This window comes from Vibrio hepatarius, from assembly GCF_043642085.1.
Taxonomy (GTDB): domain Bacteria; phylum Pseudomonadota; class Gammaproteobacteria; order Enterobacterales; family Vibrionaceae; genus Vibrio; species Vibrio hepatarius_C.
Genome location: NZ_JBHZSA010000003.1, coordinates 498570 through 521399, shown reverse-complemented (window position 1 = coordinate 521399; position 22830 = coordinate 498570). Strand labels below are relative to the sequence as shown.

Genomic DNA, 22830 nt, shown 5'->3' with positions numbered 1-22830 from the left:
TAGAGAATTATCCTAATGATAATGCCCATTTAGTTATCATCAGGATAATTATTATCTTTTTGATAAACTAGTTTAAATTCAATCTTTTGAGCAATCGGTGTAAGTTCGCAGGGAAAACTCCCAACTGTTTCGCCGTGGCCGACAGTTTTTGCTCGTTATCTAGATACGCCTTTTCAACGAACTGAAGTTTGAATTGCTCTGTCGCCTCTTTAAGGCTCAAACCTTGGTATCGGCTATCAATATGCTCTGATGCAGACTGAAGTTTAGTATCACTTTCTAACTGTGATTCTGCCGCCGTATTAAGCTGAAAATGACGAGGTTCTAACGTTAAGTGCGCTTGATTACTTTCAGCTTTGGCGATAACTGCCGCTCGATTGATGGTGTGTTCAAGCTCGCGAACATTACCTTCCCATTGGTGGGCCAACAATAGTGGATGAATCGCTCGGCTCAACTGAATGCTGGCAACATTAAGCTTATGCTGGCAACGCTCAGCAAAGAAGCCGGCAAGTAAGATGACATCTTTTTCGCGTTCTCGAAGCGGCGGAACAAAGATTGGGAAGACACTCAAACGGTGGTAGAGATCGGCCCTAAACTTCTCTGCTTTGACCTCTTCATGCAACACTCGGTTGGTTGCCGCGATAATGCGAACATCCACTTTAACGTTACGATCATCGCCGACACGCTGAATATCGCCATATTGCAATGCGCGCAGTAACTTGGCTTGTAACGCTAAAGAAAGTTCGCCGACTTCATCAAGAAACAGTGTCCCTTTGTTGGCTAGTTCGAACTTACCCTTGCGGTTACTGATCGCCCCCGTAAATGCTCCTTTAACGTGACCAAACAGCTCACTCTCTGCCACCGACTCAGGCAAAGCCGCGCAGTTTAAGTAAACAAACGGTTCTTTATTTCGATGAGACTGGCGATAAATGCCATGAGCCACCAGCTCTTTACCAACCCCCGTTTCTCCCATGACTAGCACAGAAAGATCCGTTTGTGCGACCGCTTCAATATGCTGTTTGAGCTCAAGCATACTGGCTGAATTGCCGATAATTTCATGCTTATCGCTAACAAGTCGTTTTGAACGCTGACCTTGCGAGCTGACCTCTGTACCTTTTTCCAACTTCTCCATTAGCAATGCGGTATGCAAGCTATTAGAGGCAAGCGCTGAGATAAGTCGTAAATCGGTATCATCAATATGATTAAACTGCTCTGGGTCAAAGGCATCAATGGTGATCGCACCAATTAGACGCTCATCATGAAGTAACGGTAGGCCTATACAAGAATGCACTTCAAGATTGCCCTCATGGTTTGGAATTAACCCGTCATAAGGGTCAGCCAGTTCACTCGCGGCAGGGAAGCGAACGACGTCACCGGCACGAGCTATCGCTTCAAACCTAGGGTGTTGCTCAATCGCAAAACGGCGGCCAAGTACATCTTCACTCAAGCCATTAATTGCTAAGGGAATAAAGTTCTGATCTTTATACAGTAGTAACGCAGAAGCATCACACTTGAGCATAGTTCGAATCGTCGCCAGCAGCCGTTCAAAGCGATCTTGCTCTGAAATACCCGAAGTAATGTCTAGCGCAACCTGCAGCCATTGATTTTGATACAGCCCCATAACTTATGTCCCAGAAAATAATTTTATCCCTATGATAAATCATTTATCACAAGGATAGTTTTAAATTTATCCCAATGATAACTTCAATTATCAGAATTGTCACAAGCAATTGAAATTAAAGAACTTAAACTTCTGGCACGATTAGTGTAGCCCTTGTTAGTGTAGTTAATCACCATGAGTGAATAAGGGGACGATATGATAAAGCCCTACGCAGGATTTATCTCAGGAAAGGTAGCGGACAAGTTTGATTGGACGGAACGACTATTCTCACTGCGGATTCGCGGAATGTTCAGCCCATACATAGCAGGTCAGTTCGTAAAACTCGCACTTTATGACGAGCAAGGGGAGTTGATTCGACGGGCTTACTCTATCGTCAATCATCCGAATGATTTCGAGCAAACCAATGAGCTTGAGTTCTTAATTATTGCTGATGCCACTGGCCAACTATCTCCTCGACTTCAACAGTTACAAATTGGGGATGACATTCTTATCTCTGACACTGCGGCAGGCTTTATGACACTCGATGAAATCCCTCACGCCGCTTCGGAGCTTTGGTTGCTTAGCACAGGGACGGCAATTGGCCCATATTTAGCGATGCTCGATCAGCCTGAGATAAGTCAACGATTTGAAAAAATTATCCTAGTTAATGCAACGCGAACCCAAGCAGAGCAAAGCTACCCAGAGAAAATCCAAGAGTTCAAAGCAAAGTTTGGAGCGAGGTTTACTTATGTACCAGTTATTTCTAGAGAATCGGTCCGCGGAGCTCTGTCAGGAAGAATTCCATTGTTGCTCGAAAGTGGATCCCTGTTCCAAGCGGCTGGATGTCAGCCGGATAGCTCATCTTGCTTCTTCTATCTGTGCGGTAATCCCGCAATGGTTAAAGAGAGCAGCGAAAGTTTAAACAAACTCGGGTTTACCAAGCATCTACGCAGAAAGCCCGGTCAATTTAGTAGTGAAAATTATTGGTAAGTTAGCAGAGGTTTTATATGACACATTTACGTATTCCATCAAACTGGACAATTCAACGCTCTACCCCATTCTTTACTAAAGAAAATGTGCCAGCAGCATTACTTAATCATCACAATACTGCGGAAGGCGTCTTCGGCCAACTTTGTGTTATGGAAGGAACTGTCACTTACTTTGGTTTCGCTGACGCCGACGCAAGCGAACATGAATTAAAAGTGGTCATCGAAGCCGGCCAGTTTGCCACTAGCCCTCCGCAATATTGGCATCGCATTGAGATCAGTGACGACGCCCAGTTCAATATCAACTTCTGGTCTGACAAAGATAAGAAAAACGAAAAGATGTTTAATACTACGTCTTGATAAATAAAGAAATAAGACAAAAAAGCCACCGACAATGCGGTGGCTTTTCTTCTTTCACTAAGTCGTAAGCTCTAGTCAGCGTATTTAGCAAACCTTAAGCTAACCACTAAACCCAGTGCACCCAATAATGCGTATATCAGCAGATTCACCATGCCCATGTTGGCAAACGCACTGAGCGGATTTTCTGCCGTTAACATCTCAAATGGCAAGATTGAAATCGCTTCAATAAAGTGCCCTACACCATGAGCACCTAGTAGCGACTTTGACACTAGTTGAATCACAAACAGAGCCACTAACATCACCAACAATGGCGAGTTTACCTTCTGCGATATCGCTAGTGATACCGTTGCCATTGGGATCAGAGCGAGGCCAATCAGCCACATTCGGGCAATAAACTCTAGCCAGTTAGTAAACACATACAATACTGACTCTCCCGTAGCAAATAGTGGGAACTTATCACCGACAACCGAGTTAATCACCCACATTAGAAAGTCAGCACTGAGCACCAAGATTGAGCAGATCACTGGAATCGCCAACAAACCAAAACACAGCTTAACCAGATGGATCTGCATATCGCTCACTGGCATGCTACGCCAAAACATCAAACTGCCTTCTTGGCGCTCTTTGCGCAAAGTCTTCGGAAAGTAGAGCCCCGTAAGAATCAAAGACAGAATTCCGGCAAAGCCAAACACCAAGTGACTTAGCTGCTTGCCAAGTGCAAAGTTCGACTCAAAACCGTCGCTGTAGGTCAGTTCATAGGTCACGTTAGTTTGAATCGTGCTATTCATGATGATGCTAAACAGAAAAACCACGCCACAGATAAGCAGCGCCAATGGCACGCGAGTGACCATTTTATGCTCTAACCACTCTTTCTCTAACATATAGATATTGGCATTCATTACGCTGCTCCTTTTTGTAACGCTAAGAACAGATCAGCAAGTTTTACATTGTAAATTTGCTCGACATCATTCAGTTGTTCCACCTGCTCTGCACGTAACAACCATCGTGTGCTACCGAGTGCTTTCTCGCTCGATAATGGATTGAGGTGTTGGATTTTCTCTGCTTGTGAGTCGCTTGTTTCGACAATGACATATTCGTTTTCAATCTCACTCATCGCAGACTGCAGTACCGCTTTACCTTGCTTCAAGATAAGCACGTCAGTCAGCAAGTGCTCAATTTCAGACACTTCGTGGCTGGCAATAATCAATGCTCGTTCACCATCGTGGAACCACTCGAGCAAGTGGCGATAAAACGTGTCGCGATAAACCAAGTCCAAACCTAGCGTAGGCTCATCTAAAATCAGCACCTTAGTGTCGGTTGAAATCACCAAAGCCAAATGCAGCTGCACCTTCATCCCTTTCGACAAAGACTTAATTTTGCTGTTTGGTTTGATGTTGGTTTTTTCGAGTACTTGGCGCGCTTTCTCAATATCAAAGCTAGGATGAACGCCCGCGGTATAACGCAGCAGTTGGTTGACCTTCATCCAGTCTGGCAACACGTTTACATCGGAAATATAAGAGAGATGCGCCATCACTTTGGCTCGCTCGCTTACTGGCTCCATTCCAAGAACTTGGATGTCACCTTGATAATCATGGGCACCCAACAAGCTTTTAATTAGGGTAGATTTACCCGCACCATTATGACCAAGTAAACCGAGTACCTGACCCGATTTTAGCTCTAGGTTAATGTTTTTTAGTGCCTCACCCTGCTCTTTCGCTTGGCCAGAGTACTGTTTTGACACTTGAGTCGCTTTAACTAATACACTCATGATTTGTCCTCAGCATGTTGTTTTAGCTGATTAATAAATTCGTCTAGGGGGATGTCCAACTGCTGCAGCTTACTCGCGATGGAGGGGATTTGCTGCTCAATAAAGTCTCGTCTTTGGTCGCTTTTAAGCTGTCTTACTGCACCATTGGCAACAAACATCCCTTGGCCACGCTTTTTCTCGACTAAGCCTTCATCTACCAGTAACTGATAACCTTTCATCACGGTTAGGTGGTTAATTTTCAGATCGGCAGCCACACTTCTCACTGACGGAAGCGCTTCACCTTCGCACCAAATTCCCTGTAAAATCTGCTCTGTTATTCGGTCAGCCAATTGGCGAAAGATAGGCTGGTTGTCATTCCATTCCGTCATGGTATCGCCCTCATCAATTCGCTTTAGTGTTATACATAGGTATAACACTAAAGCAATTGGGCGATATTGCAACCATAAATATCAGTCAACGAATATATAAAGTACCAAATACAACAAAGCTCCCTGAGATTAGGGAGCTTTTGAAATATCGAGGTTGCTAGTTAAAACGCCTACGACTTAGAACCTATTTACCATCCCAAGCAAATGGCTGAAACATTGGGTCTAGCGGTGTTTTCGCTACATGGTTTACATAATTGCTGATCACTTTCTGTGACAAGCCAAGAATCACTTCTAATACTTGCTGCTGAGCATAACCGGCTGCATAAAATGCTTCTAAATCCGCCTGAGTGACATTACCTCGGCTACGAACCATGCTGAGTGTAAAGTCCTGCAATGCTTGAAGTTTCTCAGTCGGTAATGCAGAGCCAGTGCGCAGCGCTTCAGTAATCGCGCCATCTACTTTCATTGAGTTCGCAATCAAGGTATGAGCAGGGACGCAGTAACGACATTCATGCTCAACGTTGATGGTTTGCCAAACTACGGTCAACTCTTCGGCATCAAATGAGCTGTTTACAAAATGCGTGTGAAGCTGGTTGTAAGCTTTAAGCGTTTCAGGCGCCTCAGCCAGTGTAGCTAATAGGTTTGGTACTGCTCCCATGCTTTGTTGAGCACCTTGTAAGATCGCTTGTGCTGCTTGTGGCGCTGATTCAATCGTATGACGTTTAAACTCTTTCATTTTAATTTTCCTATCAATGTGATGTTCGTTGCTCGCTAGGCCTCCCCAGCGGATGAACATACGATAGATCCAATTGAACGATCGTTCAAGCATTGATTTGAACGACTGTTCAATTTAGCGTAAAGGTTTTAACTTAAGATTTTGAAACATAAGTATTTTTATTGATGAAATATATTTTGACGGCGATAAAGCCAGTGCGAGATTTGCCAGCTTTACCCTACAAAATAAAAAACCTATAATTGAACTAACGTTCAAAATGAGATTTCAAGAGAAGAGCATGGGTAAAGCCGCCAAATTCAATCGTGACCAAGTGATCAACCGAGCCACAGACCTCTATTGGCAAAAAGGCTTCCACGCTACCTCTATGCGAAATCTACAAGATGTCATCGACATGCGACCAGGCAGTATCTATGCCGCATTTGGCAGTAAAGATGGGCTGTTTAAAGAGGCGTTGAATAACTATACCCAGATGGGAATTGCGCATTTAAACCGTTGCTTAGAGGAGGCCGACTCTCCTTTAGAAGGACTAAAAGAGTTCGTAAAACATATCGTCATCAATACCAAACATGGCGCGCCAAACGGAATGTGTATGTTGGCAAAAACAATTGGTGAATTAACCGATGAGCATCAAGAGTTACTTGAAGAGGCTCAGGCTTGTTTTAAGAAGATGGAGTGCACTTTTACCGATGTCATTACCCAAGCCCAGCAGTGCAATGACATCTCTGCAGAAAAAGACCCTGTAAAGCTCGCTCGACACTTACAAGTTCAAGTAGCTGGGCTGCGCACCTATGCGAAAGCTTGCGACGACGATGAGCTGTTAGAAGAAATGATCGACGATATCTTTTTACATTATCCTTTTTGAGTTAGGTTAAACGCCCGACAAAAAATGCCTAAAATTCACTATTTCTACTAACGCTCCATATAATAGCTTTGACCACGGCCACTTCGCTTAGAGTGATATAGAGCTCTGTCCGCGATAGCAATGAGATCAGAGGCGCGCTTTAATTGGGCAGATTTGGTTGTTACACCGATGCTAACTGAGACTTTTTCATTGAGTGTTGAACCTCGATGCTCAATCGATGCAGTTTCAATAGCTGAAATAATCTTGCTTGCCAATTGTTGAGCCTCCGCTTTCTCTACCTCAGGTAAGACTACGCAAAACTCTTCTCCTCCATAACGAGATACATGACTACCGGGGCTAACCAGTTGCATTTGAATCATACAAGCAACTTGCTTAAGACACTCATCCCCTTGTTGGTGTCCATATAAGTCATTAAATGCTTTGAAGTAATCTATATCGATCATCAACAAAGACAGTGGGCGCTGCGTCTCTTGAGCCTGGACCCACTCTCTTTGCAACGTTTCTTCCAATGAACGACGGTTAGCGATTCCAGTTAAAGGATCGGTGACATTCAACTTCTCTAGAAAGTCACACTGCTTTTTAAGCCTCACATGATTATCGATTCTGGCTCGGACAATACTGCTATTGAACGGTTTTGTGATGTAATCCGATGCCCCTAAACGAAAGCCTAGCTCTTCATCATATTCACTGCCTTTTGAGGTAACGAACACAACAGGAATATGCTCTGTTTTTGGATCTTCCTTAAGACGCCGACACACTTCATAACCATCAATTTCGGGCATCATGACATCCAACACAATAATGTCGATGTCGTCTGTGTTTTGAGCACGTTGCAAAGCCTGATGGCCGTCCTTCGCCACTATGTTGGTAAAATCATCTAATATGTTTGCCAACATTTTTCTGTTTATCGCTTCATCATCAACAATGAGAGCTTTAAATTTTTCTCTGTCCATACTACTCAGCCAACTAACCGTTATGTTATTTTTAGACTATCGAACTGCTCTAAGGCTCGATCAAATTCACAATCAGTGAGATCGATTTTAATTCTTTCTAGGACCTTGGCCTGCTCGCCGGTGACACAGTTTACAAGCTGGGCAACAAGGTGTTCAGCTTCGCTGTTCCCTTCTTGAATATACTGACGCGCCAAACCCCAGCTCTCGTTAACATCGACCTTTGTCGTATCACCAAATGTCACCGAGCTATCTAATTGCTCAACAAACTCTTGAACTGCTTTCATTGACGATGTCAGGAGATCGAAATATTCCCCTAAGACTACCCAATCAATGTTCTCATTACACAGAGATTGCTCAACCTCACGAGACTGTTCACCTAATTGCGCCCCCAAGTTAGATAAACTCCCACTTATTGCATGACAAAGCGCGAATGCTGCTTGAAAGTCTCCCGCATCGACCAAACTACGCATATCCATCACACTATTTGAATGCTTCGCGAAAAACGTCTCAACCAACTCTTTATAGAGTGCATGGTTATACCCCACACGATTCAGGGCTCTTTCTTTATCAATTAGGCCACCAGACCATCCACCAAAATGTTTGATGCTCGGCTGAATCATTGGAGAGAAAGGAAGATGTTGCTGCAACACGTTATAGAGTTCTGCGGTATCTATGGGCTTTTCGATGCTCGTATTCATCCCAGCTTGTAGCGCAAGCTCTTTATCCTTGGCAAAAGCATTTGCCGTGACAGCAATAATGGGAAGTTGATCTGAAGTGAACCGCTGCCTAATCACCTCTGCAGCTTGCAAACCGTTCATTTCTGGCATCTGGATATCCATAAGAATTAAATCAAAGTGCTGTTTGTTCACCCTTTCTATGGCTTTGATACCGTTGCTCGCTTCGTAACAATGGATGTCTGAGCTTTGTATCAGTTCGCTGAGAATTTGTCGGTTCATAGCTTCGTCATCGACAACTAATATCGAGAGCGTTTGGCGCGGTTTAAGTGCTAGTGTTTCAGTGTCGACCACCTTGATACGTAGCTGTTCAGGGGGCGCAGAGAGAGCCAATGGAAGCTGGCATTCAAACGAGAAACAAGCACCTTGATGCTTTTGACTCTTAACCGTAATTTCACCTCCCATCAAATCCGCTAAGTCACTACTAATACTGAGACCTAGCCCCGAACCTCCATACTGACGAGAGGTCGAAGTTTCTGCCTGAGAAAAACTATCAAAGATCTGGGTCAGTTCTTCGCTGTTTAAGCCAATTCCGCTATCATGCACACTCACCATGAACCATAGCTGCCCTTCTCTTCTCTGCTCCGCATTAAGTGTGATCTTGACAAAGCCAGCGGAGGTAAACTTAATGGCATTAGTGATGAGATTAGTGACAATTTGTTCAACTCGAAGAGGGTCTCCTAGACTTAGAACTGAGGTTCTCGATTCGTTTTCAAAGGAAAAGTCCAACTCTTTTTCCCTAGCTAAATGAGCGAACTGCTGAAAGCTAGATTGCACAAGTTCTGCGATTGAAAAGGGGACACTCTCTAGTTCAAACTTGCCTGACTCTATGCGCGAAAAGTCAAGAATGTCATTTAGCAATCGCAACATTCCACGACTAGATTGATGGATTTGGTCAACATGAGTGTGTTGCTTATTAGTGAGAGGACTATTTGATAACAAATGACATAAACCAAAAACGACATTCATTGGGTTGCGGATTTCATGGCTCATTTGAGCCAAAAACTTGGACTTCGCATCAGTTGCAAGCTCAGCCTCTTGCTTTGCCACTTGCAGCTCTTGCGTTCTAGCCAACACTCTTTCTTCCAGCTTTTCGTTCACTTGGATGAGTTCTTGTTTCATTACCTGCCGCTTCAACACACTCTCTTTCATCACAGATAGCACTAACTTCATCTGACGAACTAGACGACCTAACTCATCATCACGTTCAGCCGCATTGCCTTTTATATCATCAGGAGAAGGTAGAACAGGGTTGATGGACTCCCAATCTTTGGTGAGCCTTCGAATGGGTGCTGAAAGCGTTGAATAGAAATAATAGAAAGCAATGGCGGCAATAATTCCGTTTCGTAAAACGCCAAGCAAAAAAGTCGAAATAGCACGATTTAAAAAACTTTCAGCACGGACATGAGGATGTGCCGTTACTTTGAGAATACCCAGTCGACGTTCTGGCTCTTCACTTAAAAATAGATCGAGTGAGTAGCTCTGCTCTCCGCCAAGCAACGATTCTGAAATAAAGCTCTTTTCGTCTGGAGTCAACTCGACAAAATCGCTAACCAGAGGCTCCGAGAAGCCATCGGCTCCGAGGTCTGCGATAATCTCTACACTTAAAATGGCTTTATCTAAAAAGAGGCCATAGGCAATTTGCCCTGCGAGATCAGGGTCAACATGGAATGCCGCTTTTGCAGCGGGATGTTGCACGGCGGTCAACTTATGTTGAATCTCAACGTCAAACGCAGTCAACTCTTGCTTAATGTCATACCAAAGCTGCCAACCACTAAACAAAATTCCTGTAACAAAAGTCATCAGTACAATAAAGCTTGCTTGCCTAAAGGCAATTTTATTGCTGACTAACGACATCAATCGACTTTTCAAACCATCATCCTTGATTGTTTTACAAGCTAAGTTAACTTAAATGCATACGCGTGTTAAATCTTTAACATAATAATAACCATTACATCGAAAATTTGAGAGAATGACTTTGCTTCGAACACGGATGTCTCGCAATAATCACGTCAAAACGAGCTTTATACGTAGCTTAATCGCCATATCGATTTTCAGCTTTCCTGCATTGGCGACCGAACATTTAAGTGCTGTAGCCAGCGAGTGGCCTCCTTACGCCCTCACTAAGACAAAACCTTACAGCGGCATTGATATGGATCTGACACACATTATTGGTCAGCGCTTGGGGCAAAAAATTGAGCTCAAACGATGTTCATTTAAACGCTGTTTAGCCGAAACCGAAGTCGGCTCGGTCGATATCATCAGTGGCATTGCAAAAAATAAGGAGCGAGAGCAATACCTCACTTACACCGAGACCCCGTATTCTCACGTTGAAGTGGTCTTTCTTGTTCGTAAAGGCGAAGCATCACTGGTTCAAAACTATGAAGATCTTTATAAGTTCAAGGTTGGGACTGTCGTAAAGTCTGAATACTTTGAACCCTTTAACAGTGACCCTAAAATTAACCGCTACCAAGTCAGTGAAGAGGCGATTTTGCTCCACATGCTGGCCAACAAACGTATCGATGTGATTATTGGCACCAACCCGAACATCGACTACCAGACGCTTAAGCTTGGTTACAGTGACAAATTTGAAACCGTGGAATACAACACCGGAGTCTCCGTTCCGATCTATTATGCGATCTCTAAAAAGTCCCCTCATACCAGCAAAATCGAGCAGATTGATCAGATCATAAAAGAGCTGATCGCTGATGGACAAATGGAACGGATTCACAGCAAATACAAATAGGCTCTACTGAGACATTATTTGTTTTTGACCCAGATTAATAAAAGGTTAACTAGTCGAACATCAAATGTATGAAACCCGTAAACTGCGTGCCTGATTTATGATGCAGTGAAAGAGACATACAGTGACACGTGATCAATTTGAGTTATTAGCACCCGGTGGTGATTTAGATTCAATCAAAGCAGCGATTGCAGCGGGTGCTGACGCTATCTATTGTGGCCTAGATAGATTCAATGCCCGTAACCGAGCCACTAACCTTACCTTAGATAACTTAAATGGCGTGTTGCAGCTTGCTCATCAGCACGATTGTAAGATCTTCCTTACCTTGAATGTATTGATTCTAGAAAGCGAAATCCCAGCCATCGTACGTTTACTTAGCCAGCTGAATACCACGGCCATTGATGGCATCATCGTGCAAGATCTTGGCTTAGCCTACATCCTTAAAAACTACTTTCCCGACTTGGATGTTCATGCCTCTACCCAGCTCAATACGCACAATGAAGGTCAGATCCTGTTTCTTAACCAGCTAACGGCCAGCCGCGTGAATCTCTCTCGTGAATTGAACATCAATGAGATTAAGCATTTAGCTCAGTTTGGTCGTCAACATGATGTGATGATGGAAGTGTTTGTCCACGGCTCATACTGCATTGGTTTTTCAGGTATCTGTTATATCAGCTCGGCTCGCAATGGCGCATCAGGCAACCGTGGTCGCTGCAGTCAGCCTTGTCGTGAGCAGTATGAAACCACCAAAACAGGCAATAGCTACCCGCTCAACATGAAAGATAACTCGGCGTTTGGCGATCTCGAAGCGTTAGTCGATGCAGGCGTTTACTCATTGAAAGTCGAAGGTCGAATTAAGAAGTCTCACTACGTTTACACCGTGGTCGATAACTGGCGCAAGCAAATAGATCGCTTCTACGATGGTGCCGAGTTGTCGAATGATACCACTGAGCTTTACACCGTGTTTAACCGTGATTTCTCCAACGCGTTCTTGCAGGGTGAATTTGGTAAAGCGATGTACATCGACAACCCACGCGATCACGCCGTAAAGCACTTCTCTAAGGTGTATCAATGCACCAGCACTGAGCAAGTTCAGCAGGTGAAGAAGAAGCTCTACGATGACAAAACTGCCATTATTGAAACGGTAGCTTCAAAGACCGATGCGATGGTTCTCACGCCAGCCAAAGACAATAGTGCGAGCCTAAAAGGGGCGATTGATGTCCCTCAGTTGAAGGCTCTGCCGCAAGCCAAGTCTGTCGATACAGCGAAACTGTCGGTGTTACTCTCATCAGCAGATGACTTAGGCTTAATCAACGGCTCTGATGCGAATTTCTATTACCAGCTCCCGATGGGCTTAGCAGCAGAGTGCGATAGCCTAATTGAGCGATTTGCTGCTAACCCGAGCCTGATGCCATGGTTCCCTGCAATTTTGATTGGCGATGACTTTGTCGCCGCTAAGCGCTTCTTACAAGTAGTGAAACCAAAGCAAATGGTGACGAATAACTCTGGCGTTGGCGTTATTGCCCAAGAGCTAGGGCTTGCTTGGGTTGCCGGTCCACAAATGAACATCACCAACTCTTATGCCCTTGCTTGCCTTGAAGAAGAGTTCGCTTGTGCCGGTGCGTTTATTTCCAACGAACTCAACATGAAGCAGATGCGACACATCAAGCGCAGTGACAATATGCAGCTGTTCTACAGTATTTATCACCCGAATACTCTGCTGACGAGCCGCCAATGTTTGTTCCAACAAACGGAAGGCTGCCGCAAGATTAAAGTAAACAAAGGCTGTTTGAAGCGCTGTGAGAAACGCACATCAATCATCAACTTGAAAGACAATCCTTATGTCATCCAGAAACATAAAGGCAGTCACAACGCGATATACAGCGAGCACAATGTGTTGAACTTAGAGGTGCTTGAACAACTGCCAAACCTGTTCAGTGACATTTTGATCGACTTGCGAGACATTCAGACTGAGACGCAAGTTAGCATAGAGAAATCAGATCTGATTCAGGCATTCTTAACCCTGCTTGATAACAACAATGAAGAGAATAGTCAGTCACTGCATTCAGTAATTCAACCAACGACCAATGCCCAATATTCGAAAGGGCTCTAAGCCAGAGCGCACCCACATAAAAGGCCGCGAATTCGCGGCCTTTTCGTTGTCGTTATTCTGTTAAAACACCAAAACCAACTCATCTTTTTACGCTCAGGTTTTAAACTCTGCCTCAATCGGTTAGCCTGAAACGATAATTCAGGGAATAAAGAGAACCTAAATGGGTGTAGACTATAAAAAGCGGTTGATTCCGGTCATCCGTTACCTCGAACAAAACTACAATCAACCTCTCAACCTACCCGAAGTGGCTGCATTAGCGAACCTTTCTCCCTATCACTTTCATCGCACATTTAAAGCGGTGCAAGGAGAAACACTGGCCGACTTCATTCGCCGTTTAAGACTCGCAGCAGCAGCCGATGAATTATTCAAAACCAAACAGCCCGTCCTCAACATTGCGTTAGAGTTTGGTTTTTCTTCTTCTCAAAGTTTAGCCAAGGCGTTCAAACAACATTACGGTGTTACACCGACCGCTTTTCGTGATTGCAAAAACTATCAAGAGTTTTCAACGCTGGCACAAAACAGCAAGATTGGACACACCTTGCGCAAGATTGGAAACGAAAGCGAGATGACGACTCCATATACTTGCTCTGAACCAACGACATGGAGAAAGACAATGGAAATGCAACAATTTGACGCAACTAAACTCGCCTACGTTAGAGTCACTGGCCCTTATGGTGAAGGCTATGAAGAACCCTCAAAGCGTTTGTATCAGTGGGCTGGAATGAAAAACTTGGCGGGTAATACCTGCATCTTTATCTATCACGATAACCCTGAAGTCACACCCAATGACAAATGTCGCACCGACATCTGTTTGATGGTCCCGGCTGATACACAAGTGCCAAGTGGGATTGAACTGCAAGATTTTCCTGGTGGGCAATATGCGGTCATGCGTCAACACATCACCGAACATAACCAATATGCCAAAGCGTGGGATGATTTGATGAGCAAGGTGATTGAAACTGGTGTTGAAAACGATGATCGCCCATGCTTTGAGCTCTATCACAGCTACGATCCGCAAACTCAGCACGCCGATGTAAGCTTTTGTACTGCGATTAAGTAACAGAAAGCCTGCGAATCTAATTGAATGGATTCGCAGGTCTCTAGCTACAAGCGATACTCTTTGAGCTCACCTTTATCTGTGATGGTCGCGTTAGCGAGCTTATTACCGTAGATATCTTTAAAGCCAATATCAATCGAGTTACTCGCGTGGACAATTTTAGTGATCAGGATATCGCCAACATCATTGTTCAAGGTGAGGTAGTAATGCACATTGCGGCTGCAAGGGATTACTTTTTCTTTAAAAGTTTTGCTGATGTAATACGTTGATTCACTGTTTAGCTCTACGCCGTGCTTCTTAACAATATCCACTAAGTTGGTGATGATAGTGCCGACTTTCTTCAATTCACTGGATAAGATCATCATTGCCTCCACTCTATCATTGAGCCCAATCGACCACCCGAGAATGGCAAAGATTGGGAGCATGGTTTGCTACCAAGAATAGACAGCTCTGAAACACCCATGGCAGCATAAAGAACATTCTTTTTATTCATCTGTATTTCTAATTATTTTGTTGTGTCCCATTCACGCTAGCTTGAGAGCATTTTCTGAAAAAGTAATTTAAAGTTGCATTTTTACTCGGTATTTTCGAAGTATTTTCCGCTAGTACTCAAAATTATGATGATTTTCAATCAGTAACCGAAAAAATCGGCCCTCTCCAAAAGGGGTAAAGTGCCGACGCGCCAAATTTCAATAAGCCACTTACTATGATCTTAATCAGGTTGTGATTTATTACTCTTAAAAAAATAAAGATAACTTTCAAGATATTAGAGGGTGAAAAGTTAGCTTTCGCAGATAGGCAATTAGACGAATAGAGAGCATTTTGGAGCAATAGAGGGGAGGTTCATTGGATAAATATTCCGCTCTAAACATAGTAAAAACACGATTCATCTATCGCTGAGATTCCCAGCAGTAAAAAGTTGGGTAAAACTTTCGTGATCCTAATTCTGAAATTTACCAATAGTGGAGAATCACCAAGCTGAGTTGAGAGTCCTTTCACAGTTTATTAATCGTTTGAATCTAAGCTACAAAATCACCTGTCTTACTATTCAAAATAAAAAATTAGGACTTCTCTATGAAGAAAAAATTCCTTGCCCTCGCTCTTGGTAGCGTCATTTGCTTAGCTTCTGCCCCACACACTTTTGCTGCTAATGATAGTGCTATTGTCTCTGACAATGACTATTCCCAACTCATCACTAAGCGCCAAGTGGTAGACCAACTACTCAATGACGCGGTGCAGGCGTTTAAATCCCCAGCCCGTATTTCTCACGCTGGGTTTACCGCCAAAATGCCAAGCAATATGGAAACCGTTACCGACCGTTTACTAGAAGCTTACCAACTGGAACCGTACCGTACTGATTTGCTTATCTCGGCAGCGAATGCGCAGATCTACAACAAGAATGTAGATAAAGCGATTGAGTTGTTTGAACAAGCGCTATCCGTTGCGCCGCAAGACGTCGACCTACACGCTTACCTCGCTGTTTGGCAGCGCTTTAACCGTAATCAGGCTGAGTCTGATAAACACATGGATACGCTTGCGAAGTTAAATGCGGGCAAGGCATCAGACATAAATCGAATCTTTGAAACCGTTGACCGCGTGTTAGCCACACCACTGAAAAAACAAGCCAGCAAAGGTCAACTAGATGATCATGGCGCTATTGTCACCTTAGGTTATGCATTGAACCCTGATGGCTCGATGCATCAAATCCTTATTGAGCGCCTAGAGACGACATTACAAATGGCGAAGGACAACCCAGATGCTTTAATTGTATTGACTGGTGGTGTACCTAAAAATCATAAAACCGAAGGTAAGCTAATGGCTGACTGGTTGATTGAAAAAGGCATTAAAAAAGAGCGAATCATCGAGGAAAATTACGCAACTAGCACGGTGGGTAATGCACTCTTTAGTAGCTATGCATTAGCACGCCACAATATTCAGCATGCGACTATTATTAGCTCCGCGAGTCACGTTCGCCGTGGACAAACCTTATTCGAAATTGCCAGTTGGCAAACAGGCCCACAAGACATTACTTTTGATACGGTAAGCTACCCAGACAAGCCCCTGAAGGAACTTGAAAAAGCCAGTGACAGTGAGCTGCTTGGGATCTACCGTGACGCTTTAAGAACTTACGGTATGTGGAGCTATCGCTCATACCCACTTGAGTCACGTTAAGCCAGCCGCTCTGAACGCCAAAAGAAAAAGCCAGCCCGAATAGGCTGGTTTTTTAATGTCCATTACTCTTAACGCCACACCCTTTAATGATCAGTTGAGTGAGAAACTCTGCCGCTTGGCGATAATCATTATCGTCGAGCTGATCTTTTTGCATTACATTACAAATCTGCCAACCAAAATCAGCGTAGGTTTGCGTTGCAGCCCAGATGCTAAACATCAAGTGATGAGGGGGAACATCGTCCATCAAGCCTTGCTGCGACCATGTTGCAAATTTATCGATGATCATTTGCGATTGCTTAAACAGTTCTTGAGCAATATCTTCCGGCAACACTTTCGCCCCTGACATCACCTCATTAGCGAACACTTTTGATGCGTAAGAGTGCTCTTGCGAAATTCGCAGTTTGGCTTGGATGTATTGGCTGAGCGCTTCAACCGGGTCGGTGAGCTCTTCAATCGGGCGAGACGCTTCTAGCAAAGGCTGCGTCACGGTTTGTAATACCGCGTAGTAGAGCTTGTCTTTGGAACTGAAGTAATAGAAGACGTTCGCTTTGGCAATGTCGGCCGCTTTTGCGATATCAACCATCTTGGTGGCCGCATACCCTTGCAATGCAAACTGTTCACTGGCGACTTCAATAATCAATTGCTGATTCTTCTGCCTAATGCGAGTCATTCTTCATCCTTTATAAATGTTTACGCTATTCCAGTGTAAACATTATGTTATCGAAGACAAGCCCTATCAATCACTCTGGTCAAATCCTTACAATTCTCTTATTTCAACTTCCTGCAGGTTACATTATCTACAATTTCGCTTCTCACACACCATACCGCGCGACCACCCATAAATAGCAAACCACCCCTATCGGCATTGATATTAATTATCATTTAAATTAGCATTCATTATTAATATTTTGCTACAAATTCGTTTGATGTATGACGAAATGCGTCGCAACGGACTGTGTTCTGTCCGCTACTGATTTGATATTAATGGAATGATTTAATGAACCGACTCAAACAACTCTCCTCACTCCTGTTAGCCGCAATGCTTTCATTTAGTGTCACCGCACAGGATCAGCGCTCTGTCGTTGATGAAAAAGGCACATTCACTATCACAGGGACTCCAACGCGCGTTGTAGCACTTGAATACTCATTTGTTGATGCTCTTGCATCAGTCGGCGTATCGCCTGTTGGTGTGGCCGATGATAAAGATGTCAATCGCATCCTTAAGTCAATTCGTGATCAGATCTCTCCTTGGACCTCAGTCGGTATGCGCCCTCAGCCAAGTTTAGAGATCATTGCTCAGCTTAAGCCAGATCTTATTATCGCTGATGTGCAACGTCACTCGCCTGCCTATGATGACTTATCGAAAATCGCACCGACCTTGATTCTAAAAAGCCGTGGGGAAAACTACCAAGAGAACCTTGAAGCAGCATTAAAGATCGGTATCGTTCTTAACAAAGAGACGGAAATGAAGCAGCGTATCAGCCAGCACAAATCATTGATGGCCGAATACAAAACCAAGTTCTCTAGCCAACAAACAATGCAGTTTGCGGTTGTGACACAAAAAGGCATGTGGATGCATGGTCCAGAATCTTATGCCGGCAGCGTACTAACCAACCTTGGCATTCAAAGTCCAATGCCGCAAGAGACCGAAAAGGCCTACGTAGAAGTGAGCTTAGAGCAGTTGTTAAAAGTGAATCCAGATTGGTTGCTCCTTGGTCCATACAGCGATGAGACCATCACCGATACGTGGAAACAAAACCCACTCTTTAATCTATTAAACTCTCAAAAGCAGCAACAAATCATCAAGGTTTCCCCTCAAGTTTGGTCTCTCAACCGTGGCATGAATGCCGCTGAAGAAATCGCACAAAATCTCGATACCATTCTTAATAAATCATGATCGAAAAAACGACCTCACCCCAGCAGCGTATGCTACTGGGGTGTTTGACTGCCGCCGCTATACTGGTGGCAGGTACCATCTCATCAATGGTTAGCTACTCCTCTTTTGATCTATCTATTGGTCACCTAGCCAACTACCTATTTCACTTTGATAGTGCAAGCATGGAACAGCAAATCCTTGCGACACTAAGAGCTCCTAGAGTACTAACCTCAATGTTGATTGGCGTTAACCTCGCGATAGCAGGACTGTTAATGCAAGGTCTGACTGCGAACCCATTAGCGTCTCCAAGCATCTTGGGTATCAATGCCGGTGCTTCATGCTTTATCGCTTTAACCTCAATGAATTTGGCATTCTTACCTGAGCTACCACTCTCTATCAGCGCCCTGCTCGGTGGAGCGTTAAGTGGCTTATTGGTGCTATCTCTCGGCGGCTTTTTCAGCGCCAAATCGCATCCTATTAAACTCGTTCTGGCAGGTATTGCAGTCAATGCTCTGCTGGTAGGAATCACGAGAAGTGCTCTGATATTAGCAGACGATATGGCTTATAGCGTATTGAGTTGGCTAGCGGGATCAGTATCCAATATCACCTGGCAAGATTGGGATGCATTCTGGCCCGTGAGCTTAGTCGGTATTCTCATCACCTTCAGTCTTGCTCGAAGCTTGAATTTACTCGCGCTGGGAGATGATATTGCCGTTGGTTTAGGTGTCAACATTTCCGCCACCAGAATCATTACTTGTATAGCGATTTTACTGCTCACCACTTCAAGTGTTGCGATTGCGGGCCCCATCGCTTTTGTTGGTCTATTGGTCCCCCACATTGCGCGTAAATTAGTCGGTAGCAACCATTTCATTTTGATCCCGACTTCAGCTCTCGTCGGAGCAAGTTTACTCCTGTGGTCTGACGTTATTTCTAGAATGGTCGCCTTTCCTGCTGAGACTCCTGTTGGCGTTATCACTGCGCTCATTGGCTCACCATTTTTCATTGCTCTAGCCGTGAGGAGTAAAATGTCATGATCCAGCTTAAACTCTCAATGTTAGTCGGCACTTTACTGATTTGCGCTATCGGCAGCTTGTTTATTGGTGGTACACCATTGGAGCCTAGCGCAGTCATACATACCTTATGGAATGGCGGCGATCTCGATTTCATTATCAATCAATATCGTCTACCTCGCTTTCTACTGGCGATTGGCGTTGGCGCGGGGCTTGGTATCTCTGGCGCGCTGATTCAAGGTGTGCTGCGTAATCCTCTTGCTTCACCCGACTTGATGGGCATCAGTGCAGGTACTGGATTCGCTGCAACATTGCTGTTGGTCTACATTCCTGATGCCTCACTGCCGCTCCTCGCCAGTGTGGCAATTTCTGGAGGTATTGGCGCTGCAATTGTGATCATCACGATTGCCTATAAGTACAACCCAACTCCCGCAAGGCTTGCTTTGATCGGCATTGCGATTAGTGCGTTCATCTCAAGTGGCATCGACTTTTTACTCATCGTCCACCCAGTTGAAATCAATACCGCTATGGTATGGCTAACCGGCAGTTTATGGGGACGAAATTGGTCTCAGATGCCTCTAATTTGGCTTAGCCTAGCCTGCTTGATTCCTTGCGCTATGTATCTTGCGTGGCGACTCGACCTGATGGGATTAGGCGAAGAAGCGGCAACAACCGTAGGTGCACAACCAGAGCGAACACGTTTCATCGCATTGATCCTGTCTGTGCTACTGGCCAGTGTCAGCGTCGCTGTGTGCGGTACCATCAGTTTTGTCGGGCTTCTCTCACCACACCTTGCCCGACTCCTATTTGGTCACAATCACAAACTCCTGCTGCCGATGTCAGGCGTCATTGGCGCTCTACTTGTAGTAACGGCCGATACACTTGCACGCGGTATCGATCCCCCCTTAGAGCTGCCAGCAGGAGTTCTCACCTCTCTTATTGGCGCTCCTTACTTCATTTTCTTACTTCAGCGTTATCAAGGTTGGAAATAATGATTACAACTCATCAACTGTCTGTTTCATATGGAACAGACACCATCATTCACGACTTAGACCTTGCGATCCCAGAAGGAAAAATTACTGCCTTGATTGGCCCGAATGGCAGCGGAAAATCAACGCTGTTAAAAACACTTTGCCGAATCAATAAGAGCTTTGAAGGGGCACTTTCAGTGCTGGGTAAACCCATCAAAAGCTATCCAGATAAAGAGTTGGCCAAGCATATTTCGTTGCTACCCCAAGTGCTGACCACTCCAGAAGATATTACCGTTCGTCGTTTAGTTGAGTATGGCCGCTCACCTTATTTGTCTTACTGGGGAAAGCTGTCTCAACAAGATCATCAAAAAGTCGATCAGGCGATTGAAGAAACTCAAATTCAAGATTTGGTTGATAAGAAAGTCGACGCCCTATCCGGCGGACAACGTCAAAGAGTTTGGATTGCAATGGTGCTGGCTCAGGACACACCGATTGTGATGCTAGATGAACCCACCACCTATCTCGATCTCTCGCATCAAGTCGAGTTAATGAAGTTAATCCAAAAGCTCAACGCCAGTGGCAAAACCATCATCGTTGTGCTGCACGATCTAAACCAAGCTTGTCGCTACTGCGATCATTTGGTCGTGCTTAAATCCGGCAAGATTGCCGTAACAGGAACCCCCGAAACGGTATTTACCGAATCACTGCTGAAGGATGTCTTCGATCTTGATGCGGTTGTCATGTCGGATCCAATTTCAAGTAAACCGATGTGTATTAATCGATAAGCCTCGGCGAAAAATAGCAATTTCACCCAACAAAAAATGGCCACTTAATGTGGCCATATTCATAATATGATGTCTCTTTCTAGGTTTGGTTATCTAGATGCCATCACTTCTATTTCCACTTTCACATCCATAGGTAAACGGGCAACCTCTACACAAGATCGGGCCGGAAAATCAGCACCGCGCTGTTCAAAAAAAGCCTGATAAGCCTTATTGATAGCCGAAAACTCATTGAGGTCTTTGACGAAAACCGTCGTCTTTACGAAGTCATGAATACTCAACCCTGCTTCTTCAATAATAGCCAATGCATTGAGTAACGAGCGTGTAGTCTGCTCTGCGACATCGCTGGGCATTTGTTTACTTTCTGGGTCTAAAGGAAGTTGACCGGAAGTGATCACAAGGTTGCCGAGTTTGACACCTTGAATGTATGGGCCAATTGCAGCTGGCGCTTTGTCTGTATTGATAATAGTCATCTAAACTCCTTGTCGTTTAACCGTTAAATGCTGGCAGAACTCCTGCCATTGCCATAAAGTGGAATACCGCAGTCAGTACACCAAAAGAAATAACCAAACCAACCATGAGCTTTCCTCCGGGTACGACAAAGCCTTCGTCACCGTTATCTTTAGAACGCGACTTCATCACTAACAGGGCAGGAATAATACAAGCCCAAACCGTCGCAGCAGCTCCGGCATAACCAATCGCAATCACAAAACCAAATGGGAAGAGGATAGAAAAAACCAATGGTGGTACAAAAGTAACAAACCAAGTTTTGGTTCGGCCTTTCTTGTTATTCTCAAAGCGGAACAGGTCGGCTAGAAAATCAAACACACCCAACCCTACGCCAATGAATGATGACAAGATCGCAGCCATAGAAAATGCATTGATTGCTCGCTCGACGCTTTGTGACTCTATAACCGAGTCAAGCGCCATAAGTAATGCGTCAATATTGCCGCCTTGTTCGATGACCGAGCCAAAGCTTTCGCGCGGTAAATTGCCAAAAATACTCACTAACCATAAGAAATAAAGCCCCAACGCAATGATGGTTCCGCCTAAAATTGCGTATTTAGCACGTCGCTCTTCACCATAGTAAGCACGCATGGAAGAGACAGAATGATGGTAGCCAAAAGAGGTTAGGGCCACAGGTAACATCGCCATGGCATAAGGAGCATACTTTGCATCAGGGTCTATCGTATCCAGCAATACAGACACGTTAACGTTGACCGCTAATCCCGAAACCCCGAAAGCGAAACTCAACACCATAAAAGCAATTAAGAGAACTGAAATTCGGTCAACAGCACGAGTTGAATGCCAGACAAAAATTGAAAATACAGCCACAAATAGTATCGATGCAATCTTGCTATTGATATCCAATAGATCTTGTAAAATAAGCCCTGAAGAGGTGATGTACGCGTAAAGCAATATCCCCCCCACAAAGTACACCGTAAGATTGTTAAACATGTTTATCTTTTCGCCCAACATGTCTTTGGTTACGGTATTAAAAGAAACTCTTAAGTCATAATGTTTGAACGCTTCAAGTAGCATCCAACCTGAAACGGTCATTACTAACATTGTCAGGGTAATGGCAAGCATAGACCAAATTGTCCACGCTCCCGCCCCCGCACTAGGTAGGCCTAACATGCCAGCGCCTACACAGACACTGGCAATGATGCAGGCCCCACCCAATAAGGAAGGTTTTGCAGTCATAGTGTTATTCTCTAAATTGATTTCACGTTATGTGGTGA

Annotated in this window: 22 protein-coding genes; 11 read left to right on the top strand and 11 right to left on the bottom strand. The window is 44.4% G+C overall.

The features are described 5' to 3' along the window. Positions 1–67: 67 nt before the first annotated feature. Positions 68–1618, bottom strand: coding sequence for a nitric oxide reductase transcriptional regulator NorR (norR, locus tag ACHUFZ_RS08525; RefSeq protein WP_394126787.1), 1551 nt, complete (start codon positions 1616–1618; stop codon positions 68–70). Positions 1619–1813: 195 nt separating this feature from the next. On the opposite strand from norR, the gene ACHUFZ_RS08520 reads away from it, so the two are divergent. Both ACHUFZ_RS08520 and ACHUFZ_RS08515 read left to right on the top strand, forming a co-directional pair. After that, positions 1814–2587: a ferredoxin--NADP reductase gene (locus ACHUFZ_RS08520; RefSeq protein WP_394126786.1), complete on the top strand. Its 774-nt coding sequence runs from the start codon at positions 1814–1816 to the stop codon at positions 2585–2587. Positions 2588–2604: 17 nt separating this feature from the next. Further along, positions 2605–2943 carry a TehB family protein gene (locus ACHUFZ_RS08515; RefSeq protein WP_394126785.1) on the top strand — a complete coding sequence of 113 codons (339 nt, stop codon included), beginning with the start codon at positions 2605–2607 and terminating at the stop codon, positions 2941–2943. 71 nt (positions 2944–3014) lie between these two features. Here ACHUFZ_RS08515 and ACHUFZ_RS08510 read toward each other — a convergent pair whose 3' ends face one another. From ACHUFZ_RS08510 to ACHUFZ_RS08495, 4 genes are all read right to left on the bottom strand, one after another. Continuing rightward, on the bottom strand, positions 3015–3842 hold the full coding sequence (locus tag ACHUFZ_RS08510) for a hypothetical protein (protein WP_394126784.1): 828 nt from the start codon (positions 3840–3842) through the stop codon (positions 3015–3017). Beyond that, positions 3842–4711 carry an ABC transporter ATP-binding protein gene (locus tag ACHUFZ_RS08505; RefSeq protein WP_394126783.1) on the bottom strand — a complete coding sequence of 290 codons (870 nt, stop codon included), beginning with the start codon at positions 4709–4711 and terminating at the stop codon, positions 3842–3844. Before ACHUFZ_RS08505 ends, ACHUFZ_RS08510 begins: the two co-directional genes overlap by 1 nt. Next, the gene (locus tag ACHUFZ_RS08500) at positions 4708–5079 is read right to left on the bottom strand and encodes a GntR family transcriptional regulator (protein ID WP_394126782.1); all 372 of its coding nucleotides are present in this window, start codon (positions 5077–5079) and stop codon (positions 4708–4710) included. Before ACHUFZ_RS08500 ends, ACHUFZ_RS08505 begins: the two co-directional genes overlap by 4 nt. Before the next feature lie 184 nt (positions 5080–5263). Further along, on the bottom strand, positions 5264–5815 hold the full coding sequence (locus ACHUFZ_RS08495; RefSeq protein WP_394126781.1) for a carboxymuconolactone decarboxylase family protein: 552 nt from the start codon (positions 5813–5815) through the stop codon (positions 5264–5266). A 277-nt stretch (positions 5816–6092) separates the two neighbouring features. On the opposite strand from ACHUFZ_RS08495, the gene ACHUFZ_RS08490 reads away from it, so the two are divergent. After that, positions 6093–6677 (top strand): TetR/AcrR family transcriptional regulator, encoded by a 585-nt coding sequence (locus tag ACHUFZ_RS08490; RefSeq protein ID WP_394126780.1) that lies wholly within the window; start codon positions 6093–6095, stop codon positions 6675–6677. A gap of 47 nt (positions 6678–6724) precedes the next feature. Here the strand turns inward: ACHUFZ_RS08490 and ACHUFZ_RS08485 are convergent, their stop codons facing one another. Together ACHUFZ_RS08485 and ACHUFZ_RS08480 are read right to left on the bottom strand one after the other, a co-directional pair. Continuing rightward, positions 6725–7630: a GGDEF domain-containing response regulator gene (locus ACHUFZ_RS08485; RefSeq protein ID WP_394126779.1), complete on the bottom strand. Its 906-nt coding sequence runs from the start codon at positions 7628–7630 to the stop codon at positions 6725–6727. Between the two features lie 20 nt (positions 7631–7650). Next, on the bottom strand, positions 7651–10236 hold the full coding sequence (locus ACHUFZ_RS08480; protein WP_394126778.1) for a sensor histidine kinase: 2586 nt from the start codon (positions 10234–10236) through the stop codon (positions 7651–7653). A gap of 121 nt (positions 10237–10357) precedes the next feature. On the opposite strand from ACHUFZ_RS08480, the gene ACHUFZ_RS08475 reads away from it, so the two are divergent. From ACHUFZ_RS08475 to ACHUFZ_RS08465, 3 genes are all read left to right on the top strand, one after another. Next, positions 10358–11110, top strand: a complete 753-nt coding sequence (locus tag ACHUFZ_RS08475; RefSeq protein ID WP_394126777.1) for a substrate-binding periplasmic protein — start codon at positions 10358–10360, stop codon at positions 11108–11110. A 121-nt stretch (positions 11111–11231) separates the two neighbouring features. Next, positions 11232–13220, top strand: coding sequence for a U32 family peptidase (locus ACHUFZ_RS08470; protein ID WP_394126776.1), 1989 nt, complete (start codon positions 11232–11234; stop codon positions 13218–13220). Between the two features lie 160 nt (positions 13221–13380). Continuing rightward, entirely contained in the window at positions 13381–14280 is a 900-nt protein-coding gene (locus ACHUFZ_RS08465; RefSeq protein WP_394126775.1) for an AraC family transcriptional regulator, read from the top strand. Positions 14281–14324: 44 nt separating this feature from the next. On the opposite strand, the gene ACHUFZ_RS08460 is transcribed toward ACHUFZ_RS08465, so the two are convergent. Then, positions 14325–14642, bottom strand: coding sequence for a hypothetical protein (locus tag ACHUFZ_RS08460; RefSeq protein ID WP_244230767.1), 318 nt, complete (start codon positions 14640–14642; stop codon positions 14325–14327). Between the two features lie 709 nt (positions 14643–15351). Between ACHUFZ_RS08460 and ACHUFZ_RS08455 the strand changes: the two genes are divergently transcribed. Then, a complete protein-coding gene (locus tag ACHUFZ_RS08455) occupies positions 15352–16449 on the top strand; it encodes an ElyC/SanA/YdcF family protein (RefSeq protein WP_394126774.1) in 1098 nt (365 codons plus the stop codon). A 52-nt stretch (positions 16450–16501) separates the two neighbouring features. On the opposite strand, the gene ACHUFZ_RS08450 is transcribed toward ACHUFZ_RS08455, so the two are convergent. After that, the gene (locus ACHUFZ_RS08450; protein WP_394126773.1) at positions 16502–17119 is read right to left on the bottom strand and encodes a TetR family transcriptional regulator C-terminal domain-containing protein; all 618 of its coding nucleotides are present in this window, start codon (positions 17117–17119) and stop codon (positions 16502–16504) included. A gap of 327 nt (positions 17120–17446) precedes the next feature. Here ACHUFZ_RS08450 and ACHUFZ_RS08445 point away from each other — a divergent pair, with 327 nt between their 5' ends. Genes ACHUFZ_RS08445 through fecE form a run of 4 tightly spaced genes read left to right on the top strand, consistent with a single transcriptional unit; the run spans position 17447 to position 21091 of the window. Continuing rightward, positions 17447–18346 (top strand): Fe(3+) dicitrate ABC transporter substrate-binding protein, encoded by a 900-nt coding sequence (locus ACHUFZ_RS08445; RefSeq protein WP_394126772.1) that lies wholly within the window; start codon positions 17447–17449, stop codon positions 18344–18346. Between the two features lie 29 nt (positions 18347–18375). Next, on the top strand, positions 18376–19359 hold the full coding sequence (locus ACHUFZ_RS08440) for a FecCD family ABC transporter permease (RefSeq protein ID WP_394126926.1): 984 nt from the start codon (positions 18376–18378) through the stop codon (positions 19357–19359). Further along, the gene (locus ACHUFZ_RS08435) at positions 19356–20327 is read left to right on the top strand and encodes a FecCD family ABC transporter permease (protein ID WP_394126771.1); all 972 of its coding nucleotides are present in this window, start codon (positions 19356–19358) and stop codon (positions 20325–20327) included. The genes ACHUFZ_RS08440 and ACHUFZ_RS08435 overlap by 4 nt, the downstream gene beginning before the upstream one ends. Further along, positions 20327–21091, top strand: a complete 765-nt coding sequence (gene fecE / locus ACHUFZ_RS08430) for a Fe(3+) dicitrate ABC transporter ATP-binding protein FecE (protein WP_394126770.1) — start codon at positions 20327–20329, stop codon at positions 21089–21091. The genes ACHUFZ_RS08435 and fecE overlap by 1 nt, the downstream gene beginning before the upstream one ends. An 89-nt stretch (positions 21092–21180) precedes the next feature. Here fecE and ACHUFZ_RS08425 read toward each other — a convergent pair whose 3' ends face one another. Both ACHUFZ_RS08425 and ACHUFZ_RS08420 read right to left on the bottom strand, forming a co-directional pair. Next, positions 21181–21561 carry a Rid family detoxifying hydrolase gene (locus ACHUFZ_RS08425; protein ID WP_394126769.1) on the bottom strand — a complete coding sequence of 127 codons (381 nt, stop codon included), beginning with the start codon at positions 21559–21561 and terminating at the stop codon, positions 21181–21183. Between the two features lie 16 nt (positions 21562–21577). Further along, positions 21578–22792, bottom strand: a complete 1215-nt coding sequence (locus ACHUFZ_RS08420; RefSeq protein WP_394126768.1) for an aromatic amino acid transporter — start codon at positions 22790–22792, stop codon at positions 21578–21580. Positions 22793–22830: the final 38 nt, after the last annotated feature.

Coding starts and splice junctions, on each gene's coding strand:
- norR (WP_394126787.1), bottom strand. CDS start 1,618: ATGGGGCTGTATCAAAATCAATGGCTGCAGGTTGCGCTAGACATTACT.
- ACHUFZ_RS08520 (WP_394126786.1), top strand. CDS start 1,814: ATGATAAAGCCCTACGCAGGATTTATCTCAGGAAAGGTAGCGGACAAG.
- ACHUFZ_RS08515 (WP_394126785.1), top strand. CDS start 2,605: ATGACACATTTACGTATTCCATCAAACTGGACAATTCAACGCTCTACC.
- ACHUFZ_RS08510 (WP_394126784.1), bottom strand. CDS start 3,842: ATGAATGCCAATATCTATATGTTAGAGAAAGAGTGGTTAGAGCATAAA.
- ACHUFZ_RS08505 (WP_394126783.1), bottom strand. CDS start 4,711: ATGAGTGTATTAGTTAAAGCGACTCAAGTGTCAAAACAGTACTCTGGC.
- ACHUFZ_RS08500 (WP_394126782.1), bottom strand. CDS start 5,079: ATGACGGAATGGAATGACAACCAGCCTATCTTTCGCCAATTGGCTGAC.
- ACHUFZ_RS08495 (WP_394126781.1), bottom strand. CDS start 5,815: ATGAAAGAGTTTAAACGTCATACGATTGAATCAGCGCCACAAGCAGCA.
- ACHUFZ_RS08490 (WP_394126780.1), top strand. CDS start 6,093: ATGGGTAAAGCCGCCAAATTCAATCGTGACCAAGTGATCAACCGAGCC.
- ACHUFZ_RS08485 (WP_394126779.1), bottom strand. CDS start 7,630: ATGGACAGAGAAAAATTTAAAGCTCTCATTGTTGATGATGAAGCGATA.
- ACHUFZ_RS08475 (WP_394126777.1), top strand. CDS start 10,358: ATGTCTCGCAATAATCACGTCAAAACGAGCTTTATACGTAGCTTAATC.
- ACHUFZ_RS08465 (WP_394126775.1), top strand. CDS start 13,381: ATGGGTGTAGACTATAAAAAGCGGTTGATTCCGGTCATCCGTTACCTC.
- ACHUFZ_RS08460 (WP_244230767.1), bottom strand. CDS start 14,642: ATGATGATCTTATCCAGTGAATTGAAGAAAGTCGGCACTATCATCACC.
- ACHUFZ_RS08455 (WP_394126774.1), top strand. CDS start 15,352: ATGAAGAAAAAATTCCTTGCCCTCGCTCTTGGTAGCGTCATTTGCTTA.
- ACHUFZ_RS08450 (WP_394126773.1), bottom strand. CDS start 17,119: ATGACTCGCATTAGGCAGAAGAATCAGCAATTGATTATTGAAGTCGCC.
- ACHUFZ_RS08445 (WP_394126772.1), top strand. CDS start 17,447: ATGAACCGACTCAAACAACTCTCCTCACTCCTGTTAGCCGCAATGCTT.
- ACHUFZ_RS08440 (WP_394126926.1), top strand. CDS start 18,376: ATGCTACTGGGGTGTTTGACTGCCGCCGCTATACTGGTGGCAGGTACC.
- ACHUFZ_RS08435 (WP_394126771.1), top strand. CDS start 19,356: ATGATCCAGCTTAAACTCTCAATGTTAGTCGGCACTTTACTGATTTGC.
- fecE (WP_394126770.1), top strand. CDS start 20,327: ATGATTACAACTCATCAACTGTCTGTTTCATATGGAACAGACACCATC.
- ACHUFZ_RS08425 (WP_394126769.1), bottom strand. CDS start 21,561: ATGACTATTATCAATACAGACAAAGCGCCAGCTGCAATTGGCCCATAC.
- ACHUFZ_RS08420 (WP_394126768.1), bottom strand. CDS start 22,792: ATGACTGCAAAACCTTCCTTATTGGGTGGGGCCTGCATCATTGCCAGT.